The organism is Paenibacillus sp. SSG-1, assembly GCF_002224835.1.
Lineage (GTDB): Bacteria > Bacillota > Bacilli > Paenibacillales > Paenibacillaceae > Paenibacillus_AQ > Paenibacillus_AQ favisporus.
The window spans coordinates 4,213,195-4,235,487 of the sequence record NZ_MBRK01000001.1; the positions used below are offsets into that span (position 1 = coordinate 4,213,195).

The 22,293-nt window shown below is 55.3% G+C and carries 21 protein-coding genes; 4 read left to right on the top strand and 17 right to left on the bottom strand.

The annotated features are described in order from the left end of the window. Positions 1-8: 8 nt before the first annotated feature. The 8 genes from BCV73_RS19580 to BCV73_RS19615 all read right to left on the bottom strand — a co-directional run bounded on the left by BCV73_RS19580 (position 9) and on the right by BCV73_RS19615 (position 9,381). Positions 9-1,145, bottom strand: coding sequence for a glycerate kinase (locus tag BCV73_RS19580; protein WP_089548264.1), 1,137 nt, complete (start codon positions 1,143-1,145; stop codon positions 9-11). Positions 1,146-1,258: 113 nt separating this feature from the next. Continuing rightward, entirely contained in the window at positions 1,259-2,230 is a 972-nt protein-coding gene (locus tag BCV73_RS19585) for a D-2-hydroxyacid dehydrogenase (RefSeq protein WP_089548265.1), read from the bottom strand. Between the two features lie 256 nt (positions 2,231-2,486). After that, positions 2,487-4,025 carry a right-handed parallel beta-helix repeat-containing protein gene (locus BCV73_RS19590; protein ID WP_076169720.1) on the bottom strand — a complete coding sequence of 513 codons (1,539 nt, stop codon included), beginning with the start codon at positions 4,023-4,025 and terminating at the stop codon, positions 2,487-2,489. Between the two features lie 134 nt (positions 4,026-4,159). Beyond that, entirely contained in the window at positions 4,160-5,113 is a 954-nt protein-coding gene (locus tag BCV73_RS19595; protein ID WP_256992911.1) for a carbohydrate kinase family protein, read from the bottom strand. Then, entirely contained in the window at positions 5,113-6,414 is a 1,302-nt protein-coding gene (melA, locus tag BCV73_RS19600) for an alpha-galactosidase (RefSeq protein ID WP_089548266.1), read from the bottom strand. Before melA ends, BCV73_RS19595 begins: the two co-directional genes overlap by 1 nt. A 32-nt stretch (positions 6,415-6,446) precedes the next feature. Continuing rightward, entirely contained in the window at positions 6,447-7,271 is an 825-nt protein-coding gene (locus BCV73_RS19605; protein ID WP_089548267.1) for a carbohydrate ABC transporter permease, read from the bottom strand. 15 nt (positions 7,272-7,286) lie between these two features. Continuing rightward, positions 7,287-8,228: a carbohydrate ABC transporter permease gene (locus BCV73_RS19610; protein WP_089548268.1), complete on the bottom strand. Its 942-nt coding sequence runs from the start codon at positions 8,226-8,228 to the stop codon at positions 7,287-7,289. Positions 8,229-8,244: 16 nt separating this feature from the next. Next, a complete protein-coding gene (locus BCV73_RS19615; RefSeq protein WP_089548269.1) occupies positions 8,245-9,381 on the bottom strand; it encodes an ABC transporter substrate-binding protein in 1,137 nt (378 codons plus the stop codon). Positions 9,382-9,786: 405 nt separating this feature from the next. Here BCV73_RS19615 and BCV73_RS19620 point away from each other — a divergent pair, with 405 nt between their 5' ends. Continuing rightward, positions 9,787-10,803, top strand: a complete 1,017-nt coding sequence (locus BCV73_RS19620; protein ID WP_089548270.1) for a LacI family DNA-binding transcriptional regulator — start codon at positions 9,787-9,789, stop codon at positions 10,801-10,803. Positions 10,804-11,030: 227 nt separating this feature from the next. After that, positions 11,031-11,393: a winged helix-turn-helix transcriptional regulator gene (locus BCV73_RS19625; RefSeq protein ID WP_076169713.1), complete on the top strand. Its 363-nt coding sequence runs from the start codon at positions 11,031-11,033 to the stop codon at positions 11,391-11,393. Between the two features lie 54 nt (positions 11,394-11,447). Here BCV73_RS19625 and BCV73_RS19630 read toward each other — a convergent pair whose 3' ends face one another. From BCV73_RS19630 to BCV73_RS19665, 8 genes are all read right to left on the bottom strand, one after another. Further along, positions 11,448-12,680 carry an MFS transporter gene (locus tag BCV73_RS19630; protein WP_089548271.1) on the bottom strand — a complete coding sequence of 411 codons (1,233 nt, stop codon included), beginning with the start codon at positions 12,678-12,680 and terminating at the stop codon, positions 11,448-11,450. A gap of 393 nt (positions 12,681-13,073) precedes the next feature. Beyond that, on the bottom strand, positions 13,074-13,775 hold the full coding sequence (gene sigK / locus BCV73_RS19635) for an RNA polymerase sporulation sigma factor SigK (protein ID WP_076169711.1): 702 nt from the start codon (positions 13,773-13,775) through the stop codon (positions 13,074-13,076). A gap of 136 nt (positions 13,776-13,911) precedes the next feature. Further along, positions 13,912-14,568, bottom strand: coding sequence for an NAD(P)/FAD-dependent oxidoreductase (locus BCV73_RS19640; protein WP_076169710.1), 657 nt, complete (start codon positions 14,566-14,568; stop codon positions 13,912-13,914). A 62-nt stretch (positions 14,569-14,630) separates the two neighbouring features. Further along, positions 14,631-15,524 carry a hypothetical protein gene (locus tag BCV73_RS19645; RefSeq protein WP_089548272.1) on the bottom strand — a complete coding sequence of 298 codons (894 nt, stop codon included), beginning with the start codon at positions 15,522-15,524 and terminating at the stop codon, positions 14,631-14,633. After that, positions 15,521-17,983, bottom strand: coding sequence for a heavy metal translocating P-type ATPase (locus tag BCV73_RS19650; RefSeq protein ID WP_089548273.1), 2,463 nt, complete (start codon positions 17,981-17,983; stop codon positions 15,521-15,523). The genes BCV73_RS19645 and BCV73_RS19650 overlap by 4 nt, the downstream gene beginning before the upstream one ends. Before the next feature lie 28 nt (positions 17,984-18,011). Continuing rightward, positions 18,012-18,212, bottom strand: a complete 201-nt coding sequence (locus BCV73_RS19655) for a cation transporter (protein WP_089548274.1) — start codon at positions 18,210-18,212, stop codon at positions 18,012-18,014. A gap of 202 nt (positions 18,213-18,414) precedes the next feature. Then, the gene (locus BCV73_RS19660) at positions 18,415-18,732 is read right to left on the bottom strand and encodes a metal-sensitive transcriptional regulator (protein WP_089550326.1); all 318 of its coding nucleotides are present in this window, start codon (positions 18,730-18,732) and stop codon (positions 18,415-18,417) included. Positions 18,733-18,894: 162 nt separating this feature from the next. Next, positions 18,895-19,968, bottom strand: coding sequence for a lactonase family protein (locus BCV73_RS19665; protein WP_089550327.1), 1,074 nt, complete (start codon positions 19,966-19,968; stop codon positions 18,895-18,897). Positions 19,969-20,338: 370 nt separating this feature from the next. Here BCV73_RS19665 and BCV73_RS19670 point away from each other — a divergent pair, with 370 nt between their 5' ends. Both BCV73_RS19670 and BCV73_RS19675 read left to right on the top strand, forming a co-directional pair. Further along, positions 20,339-21,088, top strand: coding sequence for an SDR family NAD(P)-dependent oxidoreductase (locus tag BCV73_RS19670; protein ID WP_089548275.1), 750 nt, complete (start codon positions 20,339-20,341; stop codon positions 21,086-21,088). A gap of 145 nt (positions 21,089-21,233) precedes the next feature. Further along, positions 21,234-21,644, top strand: coding sequence for a GNAT family N-acetyltransferase (locus BCV73_RS19675; RefSeq protein ID WP_076169704.1), 411 nt, complete (start codon positions 21,234-21,236; stop codon positions 21,642-21,644). A 37-nt stretch (positions 21,645-21,681) separates the two neighbouring features. Here the strand turns inward: BCV73_RS19675 and BCV73_RS19680 are convergent, their stop codons facing one another. Further along, positions 21,682-22,287 (bottom strand): pentapeptide repeat-containing protein, encoded by a 606-nt coding sequence (locus BCV73_RS19680; protein ID WP_076169703.1) that lies wholly within the window; start codon positions 22,285-22,287, stop codon positions 21,682-21,684. Between the last annotated feature and the right edge of the window lie 6 nt (positions 22,288-22,293).

The window sequence follows — 22,293 nt, forward strand, 5'->3', positions numbered from 1 at the left end:
GCATAGTTCTACCCGCGGACAATACCGGCAAAAGTCCGGATCACCTGCTCGGCCGACATCTCCAGCAGCTCTCCGGCACGGGCCATCGCTTCCTCCAGTGCCATCGGTCCGTTCACGATGCTGTGCACGCTGAGGATTCCCGCATCATACAGCGGATCGATCCCCGGCCCCACCGATCCGGCCAGGGCGATGACCGGAACCCCGTGCCGCCGCGCTTCCCGGGCGACGCCCATCGGCGTCTTGCCGGATGCGGTCTGCGCATCCATCCGGCCTTCGCCCGTGATGACGAGGTCCGCGCCTTCCAGGTGCGCCATGAATCCCGAATGCTCGATCACGAGATCGATGCCGCTCCTCATCCCGGCTTTGAAAAAAGCGAGCAGCGCCGCTCCAGCGCCGCCGGCTGCGCCCGCTCCTGGCAGGTCATGCACGCGCAGGCCCGTCGCCTCCAGGATGCGGTCCGCCCAGACGCGCATCCCCTGCTCCAGCACCGCGACCATCTCCGGCGTTGCGCCCTTCTGCGGGCCATACACATGGGACGCGCCGTTTGGGCCGAGCAGCGGGTTCTGCACATCGGAAGCGATCACGAAGGTGGATTCGGCAAGCCGTGCATCCATTCCGCCCATGTCGATCGCCGCCACGCGCTGCAGCTCCAGGCCCCCGCGTCCGACCGGCTGCCCGTCCTCATCCAGCAGCCGCACGCCCAGCGCCTGCAGGATGCCGGCGCCTCCGTCGTTCGTGGCGCTGCCGCCGATTGCCATAATAAATTGGCGGCAGCCCGCATCGAGCGCTCGGCGGATCACTTCGCCGGTCCCGTACGTCGTCGTATGCAGCGGGTCCCGCTCCTCAGCGGCGATCAGCTCAAGCCCGGACGCGCTGGCCAGCTCCACCACGCAGGTGGACCCTCCGTGGATGAGGCCGTACTCGGCGTCGACCGGCCTTCCCAGCGGATCGGACACCTGCACGTTGGCCTTGGTACCGCCAAAGCGGGTCAAGCTGTCCAGCGTCCCCTCTCCGCCGTCCGCCATGGGAACAAGCACCGTTTCCGCGCCAGGCAGTGCGCGTCTTATGCCCCTGTCAATGGCGGCCGCCGCGTCGGCGGCACGGATGCTGCCTTTGAACGAATCCGGAGCGATCACGATTTTCATTCGGCTAAACCCTCCTTTTACAATCTTCCCTTGCATTATGTTTATGCCTCCCATGAACGGATTCTCCCCACACAATCAAAAGAGCCTTCACGCTTTCCGGCAGTACGTCAGTCTCAGCGGGAATGCGGCCCAACCGTGTTCACCGGCCGGCCTTCCAGGAACGCGGCGACGTTGCCCACAGCGATTCTCATCAGCCGCTCCCGCGCTTCCACCGCCGCCCATGCCATATGCGGGGTTATGATGCAGCGCGGGGCATGCACAAGCGGATGGTCTGCGGCGGGAGGCTCTGCCGCAAGCACGTCAAGTGCCGCGCCCGCAAGCCGGCCTTCGTTCAGCGCATCAGCCACATCCTGCTCCTGCAGCAGCCCGCCGCGGGCGGTATTGATCAGGAACGCCGAAGACTTCATCAGCGCCAGGCGTTCGCGGTTGATGAGCCCGTCGGTTTCCGCCGTCAGCGGACAATGCAGGCTCACCACGTCCGACTCGGCCAGCAGCTGCTCGAGAGGGACACGCCGGACGCCGCTGTCTTCGTTCCCGCCCGCCTTCCCCGGTCTGCCGGATACCAGTACGCGCATGCCGAAAGCCTCCGCCAGCCGCGCGACCTGGCGGCCGATCCGGCCATAACCGACGATCCCCATCGTCTTCCCCCAGAGCTCGATTTGCGGAGTCAGCGCATAGGAGAAATCCACCGCCTTCGCCCAATCTCCCGAGCGTACGCTGTCTCCATGCCGCCCGATCTGGTGGCAGAGCTCAAGCAGCAGCGCGAACACAAACTGCGCGACAGACTCGGTTCCGTATGCCGGCACATTCGTCACCGTAATCCCGCGCGCAGCAGCGGCTTCAATGTCAACTACATTGTAGCCGGTCGCAAGCACGCCGACGTAGCGGAGGTTCTCTGCCGCCTCCAGCACCTCCCGCGTCAGCGGGGTTTTATTCGTCAGCACGATCTCGGCGAGCCCGATCCGCTCCTGTATCAGCCCGGCAGGAGTACGGTCATAGACCGACACAGAACCGAGCTTTCCCAGCTCGTCCCAGCTTAAATCCCCCGGGTTCAGCGTATGTCCGTCCAGCACGACGATGTTCATTACAGTCAACTCCTGTTCCTGAAAGTGTAATAGATTCCCGCCTCTTCAGCTAGCAGCAGGATAGTTACATCTACTATACCATTCAGGCAGTACCGGGTGAACAAGTCCGTTTCGACAACAGTCCCGCCAAGCGGGAAATCATTTTAAGATCCAGATGCGAAACCTTTGCTGAGAACTAGACTTTTCCTCATAAAATAAAAGCAGCCCCCCGCGAAAGGAGGCTGCTAATTAGGCAAGCGGTGACGATGAAGGAACGTTATTCGTCCGCGCCAATATTGACGCTTGCCCCTTGAACGCGGGGCTGCCCGTCGATATCGAGCGACCCGATGTCCGAATTCGTCAAGCCCTTATCAATGGCAGGAGACCCTGCCTTCAGATGTAAATCGCCGGCAGCGGCGTTCACAAGGAGTGGATCGGCGAAGACGGAATGGGCATCATTGCCCGTTCCATTTTTATAAGCGGCAAAGCCGGTGTATTCTTTGTTTTTCCAGGTCCAGCTGGCATCCGAACTTCCGCCGGGAGCGAAGTACAGATTGTAATCCACGACGTTGCCGGAATTTTTCGTGTATTCATTATAAATGAGCACATCGGTAGAACTGGCCACAAAAATGTTGTTACGGATGACGTTGTTCTGGGTGTCATACTGCACGTAGAGCTGACCGCTGCCGTCGCCAATGGTGTCATTTTTGTACAGCGTATTGTTGACGATGTGGCAGCCTACCGTCGAGCCGCGATCTGTGTCGTATCCGCCCATGGCGATACCCGTCAAACGGTTGTTGTAAATGAAGTTGCTGCGGATCGTAATGTTGCTGGTCGCCTTGCCGGCATGCTCGGAGGCGATTTCCACCCCGATATCGTTGTTATAGCTGTAGTTTCGCTCGATAATGCTGTCCTTACCTCCATCGACATAAATGCCGTCCGCCGAATTGCTGTTGTTCGGAAGCTTTTTGCCGTAGGAAGGATTGTTATTGGAGGTGATATTGTACACTTTATTGCCGCTGATGATTCCGTTTCGTGCCTGGTCGTAGGCGGAGTTCGGCGACTTCCCTTCGAATCCGATCACGTCGATACCGATGTTGTCGTTGTCGTGAATGATATTGTTCGTCACGGCAAAAGTATCCACATTTCCGTTAAGAACGAGCGTTTCGCTGGACCCCAGCACCAGATTGTACAGCTCATTGCCGTCGATTGTCACGTCATGAATGGATTCCGGCGCCTTGGTTCCGTACACGGCGATGCCGTGCGCATCCCGGCCCAGCAGGTCGGTGCCGGCAGGAGTCGACGTGTTTTTGATATCATGGATCTTGTTTTTGGACAGGGTAATGTTGCCGCCTGCGCCGTGAACATAAATCCCAACGGGCATGACGTTGTTAGCAGTCGTCGTATAATTGCGAATTTCGAAACCTTGAATGGTCACATAGTTGACGTCGGCAAGGTCAACGATGCCTTCCGTTCCGCTTACGGAAAGTCCCGTACCGTCAATAACCGGCGTCTCGCCGCTGTAATTGGCAAAGGTGATCGGCCCTTGATCCGCGGAACCGGATTTGGTGACCTTCAGCTTTTGGTTATACACCCCGCCCCGGACATAGACCGTGCTCCCCGGCCCGGCCGTGTCCGCTGCATGCTGCAGCGTTGCCCACGGTGCGGCGCTCGTACCCGCATTCGAATCGCTTCCGTTAACAGCAACGTAGTACTCGGCGCCCGAAGCCTCGACGGTCTGCGACGCCGCATACCCGATGCCAAGCCCCAATACAGCCAGACTGATACCTGCAATCAGTGTTTTACCGAATTTCACGAAATATCAACTCCCATGATTAAAGTTTGAACTGAAATGAAAAAATCCGATTTAGACTTGCTATGTAATGTGTCGATCACCCCCTTTGCCCGGACTCTCATGAACCTTTGCCTGAGCTTCCACCGCCGAGGCGCTTACTGGAGCTGCCGCCTTCCCTGCAGGGCCGATACCGCCGCTGCTGTCGGCAAATGGCCGGTCCCCCCCACGCCCAGCGTGGATAACGCGCCGCAGGCATTGGCGTACTCAAGCAGCTCTCTGCCGGTCAAGCCTTGGAGGAAACCGCAAATCAAGCCGGCATTGAAGCAATCCCCCGCTCCTGTCGTGTCTGCGGGGGTAACCGGATAAGGGGGCGCCGACACGACAGAACCATCAGGAGACCGGAGCGATGCACCCTTTGAGCCTTGTTTGACGGCGATCAGACCGGGAACGGCCGCCAATTGGCCGAATACCGTTTCTACGCTGTCCCGCTCAAAAATATGCAGCGCCTCCTCCTCGCTGGGGATAAACAAATCTGTAACGGCCAGCAGTGCGCGGATCCCGGCAGCATCCCACCGGCCACGGACATCCCATCCGGTATCAAAAGATGTGCTCACCCCTAAGTCCTGCGCCTTCCCGAACAGCTCTTTCCAATGCGGCCGCATGCCGTCCTGCAAATAGTAGGAGCCAAAATGCAAATGATCCGCCTCCTGAATCAAAGCATCGGGAATATAGCCGGGCGTCAACAGCGGAATACTTCCGGGATACGTGATCAAACCGCGGTCGGAAGGCGTCGTAAACGAGAGGGTAACCCCCGTTGTGATCTCCGGCAGCACCGCTACATGATCGGTGTTCACCCCCAGCCGCTGCAGCTCGCCCAGGCAGAAGCGGCCGAAGTCATCCGCCCCCACCACGCTGACGAACCGCACGTCCAGGCCGAGGCTGGACAGCGCGCTCGCGGTAATCGCCGATGAGGAGCCGAGAACGACGTCAAAACCGTCGACGATTTTCTCCCGGTTCCATTCCGGGATCACGTCCGTTCCTGAAATAATGATATCCACGTTCAGCTCGCCGGCCACAACGACAATCGGTTTATTCTTGTCCCCTCTCATCATTTCAGCACCGGTATGAAGTCGCGCTCCGCTTCATACAGCTCCTCGAACATGCCGCTGATCTCATCCAGCGAACAGACAGCGGCGGACAGCGGGTCGACCATCAGAGCATGGCGGGCCATTTCCTTGTCGTTATTCAGCACAGCGCCGACGGCCAGGTCAAAGAACGCCATGTTGGACCGGCACAGCGCGGCCAGATGCTCAGGCAGGCTGCCGAAACGGCATGGATTGACGCCATTACGGTCGACCATGCAGGCTACTTCGACGATCCCGTCCCCGGGAAGATTGTGAATCAGCCCTTCGTTCGGCACGTTTCCGTAAATCACCTTCGGTTCATTTTTCAGCATCGCTTCAATAATGATAGCCGCGTATTCATTGCTTGGCGCAAGCTCGATCGGGAGCGAGCCTTCCAGCTGCTTGACGATTCTTTCGTCGTTTTCCTTGCGCCAGATCGGCCAGTTATCCGCATAGTAGCCTGTCGCGCCATTATACCCGGTGCTGCAGTGCTTGTCGATTAAGGACTGCCGTTTGCGGTAGTACGGAATGTACTCTGAAAAGTGCCCGCTGGACTCCGAGACAAAAGCGCCCAGGTACTTCATGGCGTCAAAGCGCACAGGGTCCTTTTTCAGCAGGTCGGGATTCTGGATCTTGTCCCGAAGCACAGGATACAGATCTTTTCCCTCGTGGGTCAACTCCACAAACCAGGACATATGGTTGATTCCTCCGGCCCTCCACTGCATGTCTTCGTAAGGTACGCCGGCGTATTTGGCTAACTGCCGGGACGTATTCTGGATGGAATGGCACAGGCCGACGACCGGAATGGAGGTCACCCGCGACGTCAGCAGGGTCACCGCCGACATCGGATTCGTATAGTTCAGAATGGTCGAATCCGGGCACAAATCCTCCACATCGCGGATGATGTCCATCCAGCTCGGAAGCGTGCGCAGCGTTTTAAACAGTCCGCCCGGCCCCAGCGTATCGCCGATGCATTGATTGACCCCGTATTTCAGAGGAATCTCGTACTCATAGCGGACCGTTTGCAGCCCGCCCACTTCGATTTGGTTGATGACGAACTGCGAGCCCCCGATGACCTCCCTGCGATCGGTCGAAGCGATAACGTTCCAGCGCTTGCCGGACAGCTCGATGATTTTCTCGACCAGCTTGCGGGCGATCTCCAGCCGCTCCGCGTCGATATCCACCAAAGCGATCGTACCGCCCTCAACGCCTTCAATCAGTAAAATGTCCGTAGCGATGTCCTGCGTAAAGGCGCTACCTGCGCCGATAATCGATATTTTAGTCATGCAGTTTCTCCTCCTCATGGTCTCTTCTCTTTTTATTTCATGCCTGTCATCGTAAGTCCTTTAATAAACTGCTTCTGGAAAATCAGGAACACCACAATGACCGGCAGGGTGATGAGCACAGCCGCCGACATGACGACGTTATAGTTGACCATATGGGTTCCGTTAAAATAAACAAGGGCGAGCGGCACGGTCATTTTGCTCTCGTCGTTCAAAATAATGAGCGGCCATAAATAGTTGTTCCAGGCATTCATGAACGTAAAAATACCAAGCGCCGACAGCATCGGCAGAATCAGAGGCGCAATGATCCGGACCATCAGCCGCAGCTCGCCCGCCCCGTCGATCCTTGCGGCATCGAGCAGATCCTGGGGAATGTCCTCGATAAACTGCTTTGCCAGAAACACTCCGTAGGAGCTGACCAGATTGGGGAGGATAATCGCCAGCAAATGATTGACCAGCCCCAGTTTGGCCGTAATCAAATACGTCGGAATCATGACCACCTGAAACGGAATCATCATCGTAGCCAAGATCAGGATGAACAGCAGCTTCTGCCCCTTGAATTGATGCTTGGCGAAAATATAGCCCGCCAGGACGCTCGTAAATAACGTTGCGGCCGTAATGACAACCGACGTCATCGCGCTGTTCAAAAACCACCTTCCGAACGGTGCGTCTTCAAGGACGGTCCGGTACCCCTCCAGGCTGGGATGCTGCGGCAGAAGCGCATGCGAGCCGGACACGATTTCCATGTTGCTTTTTAAAGAAGACAAAACCATCCACAAATACGGCAGCAGCATCAGGCATCCGGCTGCGATCAGCACGAGCATGACGATGCCGTCGAACCATCTATTCCTCCGGTGCATCGAAAGTCCCCCTTGTCAGTACTCCCACTCGGTGCGCCCCAACTTCAGCTGCAGCAGGGTCACCACTAAAATAATGATCAGAAACACCGTGGCCATCGCGGACGCATATCCCATGTTGGAATTGGAGAACGCCTGCTCATAAATATGGAGCGCCAGCACCCGGGTCTCGTTAAACGGCTCACCCTTGGTCATGATCTGGAACTGGGCGAAAGCCTGGAAATAGGAGACGACCGTCGTCACCGAAACAAACAGCATCGTGCGCCGGAGCAGCGGCAGCGTCACATGCCAGAACGAATGCCAGCGGCTCGCCCCGTCCAGAATGGCCGCTTCATAATACATATCCGGAATGGAATCCAGACCGGCGATAAGGAGCACGATGTTATACCCGATATCAGCCCACAGCGTCATCAGAATTACCGAGTACAGCGCATAATGAGGATCGCTCAGCCACTGCACGGGAGCCATGTGGAGCTGGGTCAGCACGATATTAAACAATCCGTGATTGTAATTGAACATCGTGCTCCATACGATCGCCGTTCCCGCCAGCGGCGCGATCGTCGGCAGAAAAAAGACGGTTCGCATCAGGTTCCGCAGCCACCCCGTACGGATCCGCTGGATCGCGACGGCAAACATCAAGGTGATAAGGATGTTGACCGCAACGGCAATGACGACGAACTTAAAGGTGACCCAAAGCGACTTGATAAAAATGGAATCGCCCAGCATGCGGATATAATTGTCCGCCCCGACGAACAGCGCGCTTGCGCTGAGCGGATTATACTTAAATACCGAAAGTCCCAAGCTCCATCCAATAGGAATGAAAGCGAATACACCAAATAACAGCAGGATCGGCGCCAGCGATAAATAGATGAACCAGCGGCCCCTTCCTTTCTCCCCTCTGCGGTTCGGGGTACCGGGGACGATCCCTGGACTGCTGCCTGCTGCAGCATCATGCTTCATGGAAACACCACTCCGATCATTTATGTTGATCCTGACTGTCGTTGATGGTTTTTTCAATCTGCTGCAGACCGCTTTCCACCGATTCCTGGCCGGTCGCCATCAATTGGAAATGATCATTGATCGTTTTAAAGAAAAAGTCCCGGTCGGCAATGGGCCCGATCCACTGACCCAGCTCCAAAATATCCAGCGATGTTTTCATATAAGGATTCGCTTTGACGTAATCGGGATTTTGCGCCACCGCTTTTTTGGCCGGAACCGTAAACGTTCCCTGGTTCCACTCGAGCAGATTATCGTCGGATGACATGAATTTGATAAAATCGACGGCCGCTTCCTGATGCTTGCCCTTCTGGGAAGCTACGAGCCCCCAGCCTGATTCGGCCGCATATGAAGGCGGATTTGCCGTAAAGGAAGGAACGGGCACATACTCAAAGTCTTTCACCTTGTATGTATTCAGCCCTGCAGCAATCGTCCATGGACCCCGGTAGGTCATTGCCGAGCTGCCTTGAAAGAAGTAGTCTGAGGTGTCAAGTTCACCGCCAAACGTGGTGAGGTCCGCCACTTTATCGGTGGCGATCAAAGAGGTTAAGGCGGTCATCGCCTTTTGTGCTTCAGGGGTTTGAAAGTCCACATGGTCGTTATCGCCCCAATACTTGCCTTTTTGCTGCAGAATCAAGGAAAGGAACGTGAAGGTAATATTGTCGCTGGAGACGAAATCGAATCCCTTCATCTTGATGCCGTTTGCGTCCCGCACCGTCAGTTTCTTGGCGTCTTCAACCAGTTCGTCCCATGTGGCCGGAGGGCTCGCGATGCCCTGATCCTTCAGCATTTGCGGGTGAATCAGCATTCCGCCGTTCTCGATGTTAAATTCGAGCGGCAGTCCATACAGCTTGTCGTTCAACGTGTACCCTCCGAGCGGGGCTTCGTAATACTCCTTCCGCAGCTGCTCGGCCTCCGGGATCTCCACAAGCGCCCCGTTTTTCGAATATTCCGGTACCCAGGTACCGAACATTTCTGCGATATCGGGCGGATTTTTGGCGGAGAAGGATGCCTTGAGCTTCTGATTGTACACGTCGTAAGGGAAAGTCTGGTAGTCGATCTCAATGTCGGGATGCAAAGATTGATACTTGGCGATCAGCGCTTTATAAGCGTTCATAATGGCATCTTCCTGATGACTCCAAAACACAAGTTTGGTTTTGCCTGTTGAACCGGCAGAGGTAGCGGAAGCATCAGAGCCATCATTCTTTGCGCAACCAATCAGCAAAAATAACATGCAAATTAGAGCAAAAACAGAGAAACTTTTGAAATATCGCAATGACATAACCCCTTTCCCTTTACTTTTTTGCTTATATCACCTCAATCTCATGAAAATCATACCTCTGATGAAAAAGTTAGTCAATCAATTTTTGCAACTATTTTGCAATAATTTTATTATAATTTGCAAAACATTATCACCGTTTTTCAGTTGACCTGTGATTTTATTTTACTTAACATATAGAGTAAGCAATCCAAACGACAGGTTTTGCAGAATCCTCATCTGACATTAAAGGCAGGTCATGACATGCCCACATTAAAAGATATTGCCGAACGCGTCGGCGTCTCCATATCGACCGTTTCCCGCGTACTGGCCGACGATTCGAATCGCTCCTCAAGCAGCGGGACCAAGAGGAAGATCTGGGACGCGGCGCAGGAGCTCGGATACATGGCGAAGGTGCCGCCCCAGGACCAGGCCGCAGTCAAAAAAATAGGATGCGTCGTATCCACCATGCAGGGACGGCGCTACCATCCCTATTTTTCGGTTATTTTTGAAGGGATTGAGAAGGAACTGGCCCGTCACGGATACCAGATCGCTTTTACCTACACGCAAGAAGATTTGCAAAAAAATGAAATTTTGCAGCAAATCTCCGGCAAAGATTCAATCGACGGTTTAATCGTGATCGAGGGCATTGAGCCCAAATTATACAGCTATCTCAAAAAACACGTTCCGCATGTCGTCGGAATCGACGTTTCCGACCCAAGCATCCCGACCATTTCGTACGACCGCGTCGAAGCGGCGTCGATTGCCGTCAAGCATTTGACCGGACAGGGCCACCGCGAGATTATGTTTATCGGAGGTACGGGCTTGTCCGGCCAATTCGACCGGGAGAAAAGGTACCGGGGGTACAAGCAGGCTCTGGAGCAGGCCGGCTTGCCGGTTCAGCCGGAGTATGTGCTGAATGCCGAATGGGAGCCCGACCGGGCCTACCGACTCATGCTGACCTTTTTGGAGGAGCATCAGGGTAAGCTCCCGACGGCGGTCTTCGCGGCCAGTGACATCATGGCGATGGCCGCCATGCGGGCCATATCCGAGAAAGGCTACCGCATGCCCCAGGACTTCGCCGTCGTCGGCTTCGACGACAACGAACCGTCACGCTATACCGTTCCTCCGCTCTCCACCATTCATATTCCGACGTTCGAAATCGGCGTCATGGCCGCGCGAACGATCCTGCAGATCACCGGGGATCCCTTCCCGCTGCCGGTCAAAATCGTGCTGCCGTATGAACCGATCTTCCGCCAGTCCAGCATCTGGCAGGTGTAGTCGCAGCGCAAAAGGCCCCTCTTTCCGCTCTGAAGAATGAACTTCAGACGGTAAGAGAGGCCTTTTTTCGGCTGCAGGGGCTTCCTTCATTAATTATGTACTAGTCGATCCAGAAGTTCTTGACAAGGGGCATGGTTCAACATAATATATGGAATGACTGATCTATAATTTGACTGAACTGGAAAACCCATGGTTTTTCTATTCTTCTGTAGGGGATGTGTCGACAGATGATAACCTTTAGAGACAAAACATATCGCTGTACCTCGGAAATTATACTAAGCTTAGTTAGCGGTAAATGGAAGATATCCATATTAAACGAATTAGCCAATGGTCCGGTACGGTTTAATCAGCTGCAGCGGCTGCTTCCCGAAGCGACCCAACGCATGCTCACGATGCAGCTGCGGATGCTGGAAAACGACGGACTCATTATTCGCAAGGTTTACCCGGTTTCGCCACCAAAAGTGGAATACGGCTTGTCCAAGCTGGGCGAACAATTTGCTCCCATGCTCACGATGTTATGCGATTTTGGCACTGCCTATATCGAAAGTTATCCCGATGAAGTATCCTATACCAGCCCAAAGCATGCCTGAACAGCCGCTTCGAATGTGGAAAACAGAGGTACCTTGGGTGGGTACCTCTTCTTCTTATATTCCGTGATCACCAACTTCCTTCGTATTGGTGCGCAGCCCATTCTTCTCTCTAGATACGCTGCGGGCTCCCCGATCTAAACGATAGGTCATCCAAGCCAATAAGGATGCTAAAACAGCCATCATTCCCCCGGACCAGGAAAGATCAATGAGCTCCATATTCTTCGTGACGACACCTCCCAAAGCGGATCCCATCGCGATCCCGACATTGATGGATACGGAAGTTAAGGAGGAAGCCAAGTCTTTGGCCTCGGGAACGTGCCGATCGGCCCAATCCATGAAATACAGCTGCATCGTCGAGTTCATAAGGTACACAGCGAGGGCGATCAATGAGATGCTGACGAGCCCCCCGGCAAGCGAGCCGTAAGATACATAAAGCGACGCGAGAATGACAGCCTGCGCCAGGAAAATATAGCGAATTTTTCCCATCCCGCCACCGGCAGCCAGCTTCCCCCCGATTAAAGTGCTAAAGATGGACACGATACCATAAAGCAAAAAGACTAGGCTAATATACCGTGCCGGCACAAAAAGCACATCCTGCAGCATAGGGGCTAAATACGTATAGACGCTATAAGTTGCCGCTATGCTAAATGCTGGAATAAAGAAAGCAAGCACAATTCTGGGATAGGTAAATAATCGAAGTTGGTTTTTGAGTGAACTCCGCGCCCCCTTCAGTCCCCTCGGGATCGTTGCAGAGCTTGCTATCAGTGAAACAATCCCCAATAGCGTCGTAAACCAATAAGACATATGCCACCCGCCCCATTGCCCGATGAATGTGCCAAGGGGGACGCCAAGAACGCTGGCCACAGTGAAACCCGTAAAGATGATAGAGATCACAGGCCCTCTCTTTTCCGGTGGCAGAGTTTCGCTGGCCACAGCCATCGCAAGTGCAATCAGGACGCCAGTAACCACGGCGGTGATCACTCTGGAAAACAGAAGCAAACCATAGGATCCGGATATCGCCGTGATCATATTCCCGATAATAAATACGCCGATCAGAGCAAGGATGAGCGGGCGCTTGGAGAATCGGCTGAATAACGCCGTGAAGATCGGGGTACCGATGGCAAAAGACAGGGCAAAGGCCGACACCAAGGAGCCTGCGATCGATATGGCGATCTTCATGTCCGTGGCCACTTCGGTTAACAACCCGACCATCACAAATTCACTGGTTCCCAAGACAAAAGTCAATAAAAATAAATTCAAAGTCAGAAGCTTATGTTGTCTAGTCAATATAAATCCCCTCCTACTCTATCTCTATGGACAGTGCCGTTCTTATCTTTCAAAGTAAGCTAATATTTCTGCATACCTTCGCACCTCACCTGTGATTTAAACGACCGCACCGCTCGGCGAAATCTGGATCGATCGTTCTATAGGTAAGATTATCAAGTTCCTCTACGCCTGAATAGTACGCACTTTTTTGTATGGTCCGATCATTTTTGTAAGGTAGGATACTTTTTGATACTGGATTATGGGAGTCATCAAAGACCATCGTCGAGAAAAAGAAAAAGGCCCGTGACGTTAAACGCCACGAACCTTCGGACTATCAATCATTACTTTATCTTCTCAAACTCACTGCTTCCTATGTCAATTAGACAAAAGTATCGGTGTTTCCTGCGCTGCAAGCTATTGCTTGGATTTATAAAATTCATGGTACAGCTTCATCAGGGCACGCTTCTCGATCCGCGACACGTAGCTGCGGCTGATGCCGAGCTCCCTGGCGATTTCGCGCTGTGTCCGCTCTTCTCCGCCGTGCTCCAGGCCGAAGCGGCCTTTGATGACCTCCTGCTCGCGCTCATCGAGAATGTCCAAGTTCCGGTAAATTTTGCTCTTCTCGATCTTGAGCTGGACCATGTCGGCCACGTCGTCCGCCTCACTGCCCAAAATATCAATCAACGTGATTTCATTTCCCTCTTTATCCGTTCCGATCGGATCGTGCAGGGAAACGTCCTTCCTCGTTTTCTTCAAGGAACGCAAATGCATCAGGATCTCATTTTCGATGCAGCGGGCTGCGAACGTGGCCAGCTTCGTGCCTTTATTTGCCTGAAAGCTCTCAATAGCTTTGATGAGCCCGATGGTACCGATCGAGATCAGATCCTCCAGATCCTCGCCGGTATTATCGAATTTTTTCACAATGTGCGCCACCAGCCGCAGATTATGCTCGATCAGCATATTGCGGGCGTGGGCGTCTCCTTCCGCCATCAATTGAAGGTACTTACTTTCCTCTTTCTCTGTCAGCGGCTGCGGAAAGGCGTTGTTTTTGACGTACGATACCAGCAGCGTTAATTCTTTAATGAAAAGGGCGATAAAGCTGAAAAGTCCGGGCAAAGATGACACCTCCTGCTGAATGACTGGGCACCGCGAAAACATGGCTGCTGCTTCCTGCTGTTAGGCTGCGGTCTGTTCATTCTATGTGGGCGAAGGCCCATCTGTGCCTGTACGTATAAAAGAAAATCCTGCCGTTTTAGGCCTGCATTGCTTGCGAGGATGTGTCCCCGGCGGCGTCCTCTGCGGCTTCGCGCAGCTTCTCGAGGGTAAACCGCTGGACAAAACGGCGGTAGGACTCCTTCCTTTTTCCATGCTCCTGAAACTGGGCAATGAGCCTGGTGACGGCCGGAATCAGCTGTTCCGCCTGAAGCCCCGTCAAGAGCAGCTTGGCCAATTCGGCCTTGATCCCTTTCGGCTCACCTCCGACATAGAGATCGTAGCTGTCTTTCATCTTGACAACGGCGATATCCTTCAGCAGCGGTTCGCTCGTTCCGAGTGCGCAGCCGGCGTACCCGATCCTCAGCGGACTCGGTACCGCTATGCCCGCGATCGCCAGATCCAGAGCTCTCGCCACATCCAAACCGGCCTCTTCCGCTCCGCGGCAAAATTGGCAGGCGATCAGGCTCTTAGTCACAAAGCCCGCCGGGTGAATTTGAAGCCCGGCGGCCCTGAGTTCCTCCTGAACCTCTGCGAGACGTTCTTCTTCTGCCGTCACGTACAGCTGTTTGAAGCCGGTCATTTCCACGTTGACGACTCTGTCGGCCATGCCGCCGATCGCTGCAAGCTGTTTCGGGGAGAACACGGTTCCCCCGACCCCGAAGCCGGGGGTAACCGCAAATTTGCGCTGACCCAACCTTCCTCACTCCTTATCGCTTCGATGAATACACCTGGTACCTGGTGACAGCCGGCAGCAGATTACGGCACGTTCACGACGAAGGGAACGGTAATGACGCGTCCGTCGCGCTGGAACTGCCCCCATATTTTATAGATGCCGGCGTGAGGAAAGGTTGTCATAAACTCGGCTTTTGGCCCCGAGCCTTTTTCATCCATCGGGTGGACGTGCAGGTACTGCTCCGCATCCTCGGACAGAATGACCACGTGTCCGACGGCGCCCAGGTACGGCTGCAGGTCGGTGACCGGTGCGCCGGTCTCGGCATCCTCGATCGTGTACGTGAGCATCAGCTCCTGCCCAGCCGCAAGCCGGTCAAAATCCAGGGTCACCCGCAGTCCGTCCACCGTTTTGACCCGCTCTCCGTCTGGCTTCACTGGAGCAGCCGGCAGCGGTGCACCCTTCACCTCAAGCCACGTCGATTTATTCATCGCGCTTCCGCCTTCCGGAACAAAGTCGGCGATCAGCTTGTAATCTCCGCCTGCGGGGAAGCGGTTGTTCACTTCAAACACGCCGCCGCCCAGGTACTCCGGATGAATATGGTGAAAGTATGACAGATCTTTGCTGACGATAATGAGATGCTCTTTTTGTTCATGCGTCGTTTCGAAGGATTCAATCGCCTTGCCGTCATGCGTAAATGCCATGGTGATCTTCGTATCCACGCCGGCTTCCGGCGCTTGGCCATCTGCGTACGTCCAGCTGACGTTCACGTCCTTTTCCTGAAGCCCTCCTGTTTGGCCGCCGCCGTGGTTATGCGTACTGGCCTCTGCGCCGTTCGTCTTTGCCGGCCCATGGGCCGAGTGATGATCATGCGACATGTTCATTTGTTCTCCATCTCCTTTTATGACTTTTGTTTCGGACTCGCAGGCGGTCAGCACCGCGAGTCCGAGCAGTGCGGCGAGTCCCAATGAACGTTTCATGCAGCCCGCTCTCCTTTCGGGTTCATCTGCAGTTTCATCCGCTGCAGTCTAAGTGCGTTCAGGACAACCGAGACTGAGCTCAGCGCCATCGCTGCCCCTGCAATCCAGGGAGCGAGCAGCCCGAGGGCCGCGACCGGAATGCCCAGCGTGTTGTAGCCAAGCGCCCAGAACAGGTTTTGGCGGATATTGCGCATCGTTTTCCGGCTCATTTCGATGGAATCGGCAATGCTGTTCAAATCACCGCGCATCAGCGTCACATCCGCCGCTTCCATGGCGACGTCCGTCCCTGTTCCGATGGCCATGCCGATATCGGCTTGCGCCAAGGCCGGTGCATCGTTGATACCGTCGCCGACCATCGCCACTTTTTTGCCAAGCGACTGCAGCTTTTTGACTTCGGCAGCTTTGCCTTCCGGCAGAACCTCTGCAAGCACCTCGTCAATGCCCGCCTGCCGGGCGATCGCTTGGGCGGTGCGTTCATTGTCCCCGGTGATCATGACCACTTGAATGCCTAAGCCTTTCAACCGGCCGACCGCCGCCTTGGAGCTTTCCTTGATCGTATCCGCAACGGCGATCAGTCCGGTGTACCGGCCGTCTACTGCGACGAGAATCGCCGTTTTGCCCTCTTCCTCCAGCTTCGTCATGCTGCTCTCGGCATCCCGGGCAAGGATGCCATGCTTCTCCATCAGCTTGCGGGTTCCGGCGAGCACCTCACGGCCGTCCACGACGGCCCGGATGCCGTAACCCGGGATCGCCTCGAATTCCCCGGCTTCGGTAAACGCAATGCCGCGGGCCTTGATGCCATCTACGATGGCCTCAGCGAGCGGATGCTCCGAAGGCTTCTCCGCCGAGCCGGCCAGCCGCAGAAACTCGCGCTCATCCATTGATGCGGTCAGTACATCGGTCAGCTCCGGCTTCCCTTTCGTAACCGTGCCCGTTTTGTCCAGGATGACCGTATTGATACGGTGCGTCGACTCCAGATACTCGCCGCCCTTAAACAGGACGCCCAGCTCGGCGGCGCGGCCCGACCCGGCCATAATCGACGTCGGTGTCGCGAGTCCGAGGGCACACGGGCAGGCGATAACCAGAACCGCAATCGCCTTCTCCAGCGCACTGGCAAAGTCGTACGGGGAAACCCAGAAGTACCAGACGACGAACGTCAGGAGGGCAATGCCGACCACGATCGGGACGAAGATGCCGGAGATGACGTCGGCCACCCGCTGGATCGGCGCCTTCGAGCCCTGCGCTTCCTCCACCACTTTGATAATTTGCGCGAGGGCCGTTTCCCGGCCGACCTTCGTCGCCTGAATTTTCAGCCGCCCGTTTTTGTTGACGGTCGCTCCGAATACGGAATCGCCGGCCTTTTTCTCAACCGGTATGCTCTCGCCGGTCAGCATCGATTCGTTGACGGCCGACGCCCCTTCGAGCACGAGTCCGTCCACCGGAATTTTTTCGCCCGGCTTTACAAGGACGATGTCCCCGGCCAGAACCTCTTCGACCGGAACCGTGAGCTCTTCGCCGTTTCTGATAACGACGGCATTCTTCGCCTGCAGCCCCATCAGCGTTTTGATCGCTTCGGACGTCCGTCCTTTCGCGAGCAGCTCGAACAGCTTACCCATAATGACCAGCGTAATCAGCACGGCGCTTGTTTCATAATACATTTCCGGGCCGTGATGAAGGCTTCCGCCTCCGGCGGCCCACTCGATGGTTAGATACAGGCTGTAAAAGTAAGCGGCCGATGTGCCCAGGCTGACCAGAACGTCCATATTGGCGCTTTTGTTGCGGAGGGCGTTGAACGCCCCTTTATAGAACTGCCTTCCGATATAAAACTGTACCGGGGTGGCGAGTGCGAGCTGGAACCACGGGTTCATGAACAACTCCGGCATCCAGATCCAGGACAGGAAGGAGAAGTGGCTGACCATAGACCACAGCAGCGGCAGAGACAGGAGAGCGGAGATCAGCAGCTTGCGCTTCTGCTGCGTGATTACCCGGCTGCGCTGCTCTGCCGGATCAGCGGTCTGTTCCCGCTTGGGAGTCGCCTTGTATCCCAGCTTGTCGATCCGCTTCTCCATGTCGCCCGCGTTGACTTCCAGCGGGTTAAATTCCACTCTGGCCGTCTCCATCGCAAAATTGACGTTGGCGCTCTTTACCCCAGGCATCTTGTTGAGCGTTTTTTCAATTTTGACCGCACAGGCCGCGCAGTACATCCCGGTAATATCCAGATCGACCACTTCTTTGGCCGTATCGTACCCCAGCTTCTTGACGGCTTCCTCCATATGATCCATGCTGGTCCGGTCCGGGTCATACGTAACCGTGGCGCGCTCCATCGCAAAATTCACGTTGGCCTCAGACACGCCATCCAGCTTTTTCAGCCCCTTCTCAATCCGGTTGGCACATGCGGCACAAGTCATGCCTGTGATCTGCAAAGACGCTTGCTCCTGCTCCCTACCGTAAGTTTCCATTGCAACGACACCCCGTTTCATTTATTCGTTAGGCGACCTCATAGCCTTGATCTTCAATGGCTTCCTTAATGGATTGAAGCGACAGCTTGCCGCTGTCATACGCTACCGTGACTGTCCCGTCGGCCAAGTTGACCTTGGCGTCCGCACCCAGCGCCTTCATCGCGCCTTCGATGGAATTGACGCAGTGCATGCAGGACATGCCGTTAACCTGTAATGTAACTTGGTTCATATATCATCTCTCCTCGGATCGTTTTAGATGGAAGATGGTATTGGCATGAGCCCGAATCATCGATCACCATCTCCTTGTAATGAAGTATACCCCCCTACCCTATAATTAGTCAACCATTATTTTACTATACCCCCCTAATCTATATTTTTGCCTACAAAAAAAGGATTCTTTCGAATCCTTTGATCATCCGAGCCGTATTCGATTATTTCATCAATTTATTAATCGTTATGAGCAGCTCGTCGATTACTTCATTCTCCCCGTCCTGAATGCGTTCGATCAGGCAGCTCTTCATATGATGCTCGAGCAGAAGCTTGCTGACCCCGTTCAAAGCGGATTGGACCGACGAAATCTGGTTCAGCACGTCGTCGCAGTACGTATCCTTTTCGATTAAGCCTTTAATGCCGCGGATCTGCCCCTCGATCCGGTTCAAGCGGCTGATCAGGTTGTTTTTCGTTTTGGGGGAATGATGGCTTTTCCGTTCGCCTGTTCCGCAAGACTCGTGCTTGACGGATTCTTCCATGGTCTCTTCCACACGCATCCATCCTTTCTTACTGGCTATCTCTATTGTACCATCCGTTTCCCCGATTGATGAGTCCGGATCGTGCATCCGGTGTCCGGTTTCGTAAAGATCTTTGATCAGCCGGGCATCGAAAGCCCGCCGGATCTTCAGGGGAATATCGATTTAGAAGCGGACAGCCCACACGCAGACCGGTTTGGACACTTCGACCGAATGGCCTGTATACGTTAATTTGCCGGTATCCTGGTCTACGGTGAAGAGCGTCAGGTTATTCGTATCCCGATTGGCCGCGATCACATGCTTACCGCCGGGAACGATGGAAAAATGGCGCGGGTGCTGGCCTTCCGTCGACACGTGCTGCACCGTTGTCAGCTTGCCGGATTCCGGATCGACCGCATAGACGACAATGCTGTCGTGACCGCGGTTGGAGCCGTACAGGAACCGGCCGTCGGCAGAAATCGTAATTTCCGCGCAGCCGTTAGCCCCCGTCCACTCGGCAGGCAGCGTCGGCACGGTTTCCAGCGTCTCGAGCGTTCCGTGTTCCGCATCGTATTGAAAGGCTGTAACCGTCGAATTCAATTCATTGATGACATACGCAAATTTTCCGTTCGGATGGAAAGTCAGATGGCGCGGTCCGGCGCCTTTCTCCACCCGGGCGTCGCTCACAGGCACGAGCTTGCCTTCGGCTTCGTCGATCCGGTATGTACGGATGAGATCCAGACCAAGGTCGCACGCGAGCAAAAAGCGCTGATCCGGGCTGTAGAACGAGGAATGCAGATGCGGAGCCACTCCGCTGTAGTCGCCTTGTCCGACATGCTGCTGGATATCCAGCACGCTTCCCACCTTGCCGCCGGCGGCAAGCTCCACCAGGCTGATCGTGCCTTTATGATAGCTGGTCAGCGTCAAATATTTGTTGTTTGCGCTCCGCTGAATGTGGCATGCCGGACCGTTCAGTGCGTACGCCCGGCTGGCTTCGGTCAGCTTGCCTGTTTCCGGATCGATCGTATAAGCTGCGGCGTCGCTCGTCTTCGTTCCGTCTTCGTCTGCCGTTTCGCTGATCGCGTACAGCAGGTTTCCCGCCTGATCCACGTTCAGGAACGTCGGATTTTTGTTGCCGTCCACCTTGTCGAGCAGCGTCAGCTCGCCTTTCCCTTCATTCAATTCGTATACGTAGATTCCGTCGGATGCCGCTTCGGCATATGAACCGACGAACACCAGCATGCGATCGTTTGCTGTCATGATCACTTCGCCTCTCTCTTTGTGTTTGTATAAATGATTGTATCATTGTTAGTGGAATACGGCAAAAGGGGCTCAGCCTTCTTTTTCACCCATCCATAAGGGAAAGGGATGGATCATCGGGTCCATGGTGTAATTATCCTCGGGAAGGAACATAGTAATACGGTCGGTGTTATTGGCGGATGCGTGTAACGGGAATTGCTGCATCACTGGCGGATCTGTTCAATCGTCTTACAGTCATTATGGTACGGGCGACATCATCCTTAAACATAAGGAATATCTGGGATCACAGCCGGATGTAAAAATCATTACGGTGCTTCGGATAGAGCGATCGAACGCAAACAAACCCAACATCAGGAGGCTGATCAAACCTATGAAATTAGCGGATCATACGATTCTCGTCAATGGGGGCGCGGCGGGCATCGGCAGGGGGGTCGTTATGGCTCTCGCCAAAGAGGGCGCCAGGGTAGCCTTTTTCGACAGCAGCGAAGAAAAGGGACGCATCACGGAGAAGGAGGTTAGCGAAAGAGCGGAATGCATGTTTGTGAAAGTCAACCTGCTCGATAAAGATGAGGTCGCTCAAGGCTTCAAGCAGGTTATCGGAAGGTTCAAAACGCTCCACGGATTGGTGAACTGCGCGCAGGCTTCCAGGAACGTGCCCTTTCTGGATACGACTGAAGAAGAGCTCAGACTGGCGCTGCATACAGGCTTTCTGCCCGCTTTTCATCTGATGAAATGGAGCTACCCCTATTTAAAAGAAACGCAGGGCTCGATCGTGAACTTTGCATCGGGAGCGGCGCTCGAAGGCATGCCCACGCAAACCTCCTACGCAGCCGCCAAGGAAGCCCTGCGCGGCATTTCCCGCGTGGCGGCTAAGGAATGGGGGCCGGATCAGATCAATGTCAACATCGTCTGCCCGATTGCAGCTTCCGAAGGCGTGCTGGAATGGAAAGTGAAGATGCCCGAAGCTTACGAGAAAATGGTCAACAACATCCCTTTGCGGCGGCTTGGCGACTGCGAGCATGACGTCGGTCGGGTCGTCTGCTTCCTGCTAAGCAGGGACGCCAAATTTATTACCGGGCAAACCATCATGGTTGACGGCGGCACCATGATGCTGCGGTAGCGTTCAAGCTTGATGGGGAAGCAGCATCCCGCTGCGTGGATTGGCGGCTCCCGGGCACAGCGGTGTAAGCAAGTCGCCTGCTTGTCCGTTGAGCGGTGACACCTTCCATAGCTTCAGATATACTTGGGAGCAAAGGAGTGAGATGATGAATTCACACATTCAGCTAGGACATGGTGTCCCGGAAGCCGAGGAGTACAACAAGCTGCGGGTAAAAGCCGGTCTCAGTCCCAAGGACATCGAGGCCTCCCGCAGAGGACTTCAGGGCTCCCTCTTCATCGTGACCCTCCGCCTGGAAGGGAAACTGATCGGCATGGGCCGTGTCATCGGGGACGGCGGCTGCATGTACCACGTCGTGGACATCGCCGTTGATCCCGATCATCAAGGCCAGGGCCTGGGCAAGCGGATCATGGCCGAAATCACCGGCTACCTGGACCATAACGCTCCGCCCACCGCCTATGTCAGCCTGATCGCCGATGTGCCGGCCGACCGGCTGTACCGGCAGTTCGGCTTCGAGGAGACGGCGCCGGCATCGGTCGGCATGTACAGGCGGTTCTAGGACGGAGCGGCCATCGGCGGCAGTCTCGGCGAAGTCCTTAGTCCACCTTGGCGCCGTAGGCCCGGGCTACACCGACCGCCTGCTCCAGGTCGATCCGCACCCCGGTGAGGTCGATCGACCGGAAATCAAAGCGGTCCAGCTTCGCGCCCCGGAGATCCGCACCGTTCAACGCGGCCTTCGCCAGCCGGACGCCGCTCAAATCCGCCTCACGGAGATCCGCTTTTTGCAGATTGCATTCGGACAAGTCCGCCTCTACAAAACGGATGCCCCGCAGCTGCTGCTTGACGAGATTGGCGTGCCGCAGGTTCGTGTACGACCAGTCCCCGCCCTGGATTGTGATGCCGTCCAGCGATGCGCCGGAGAAGTCGCTGCCCGTCATTTTGCAATCCTCAAACTTGCTTACGAACAGATTGGCTCCCGCAAAGCGGCAGTTTGTAAACGCCGACCGGGCATGGACAGAAGCGTTCAGCGTCGCTCCCCCAAAGTCGCATTCGATAAACCGGCAGCCGGTCGTCCAGACCTCATCCAGCGCGGCTCCGCGAAAGCTGCACTGATGGAAGGTGCATCCCTTCAGTTCCCCTTCCTTCAGATCGGCCTGGCCAAAATCCACCTTTACGTATTCCTCATCTATGTACTGATACATCCGCTC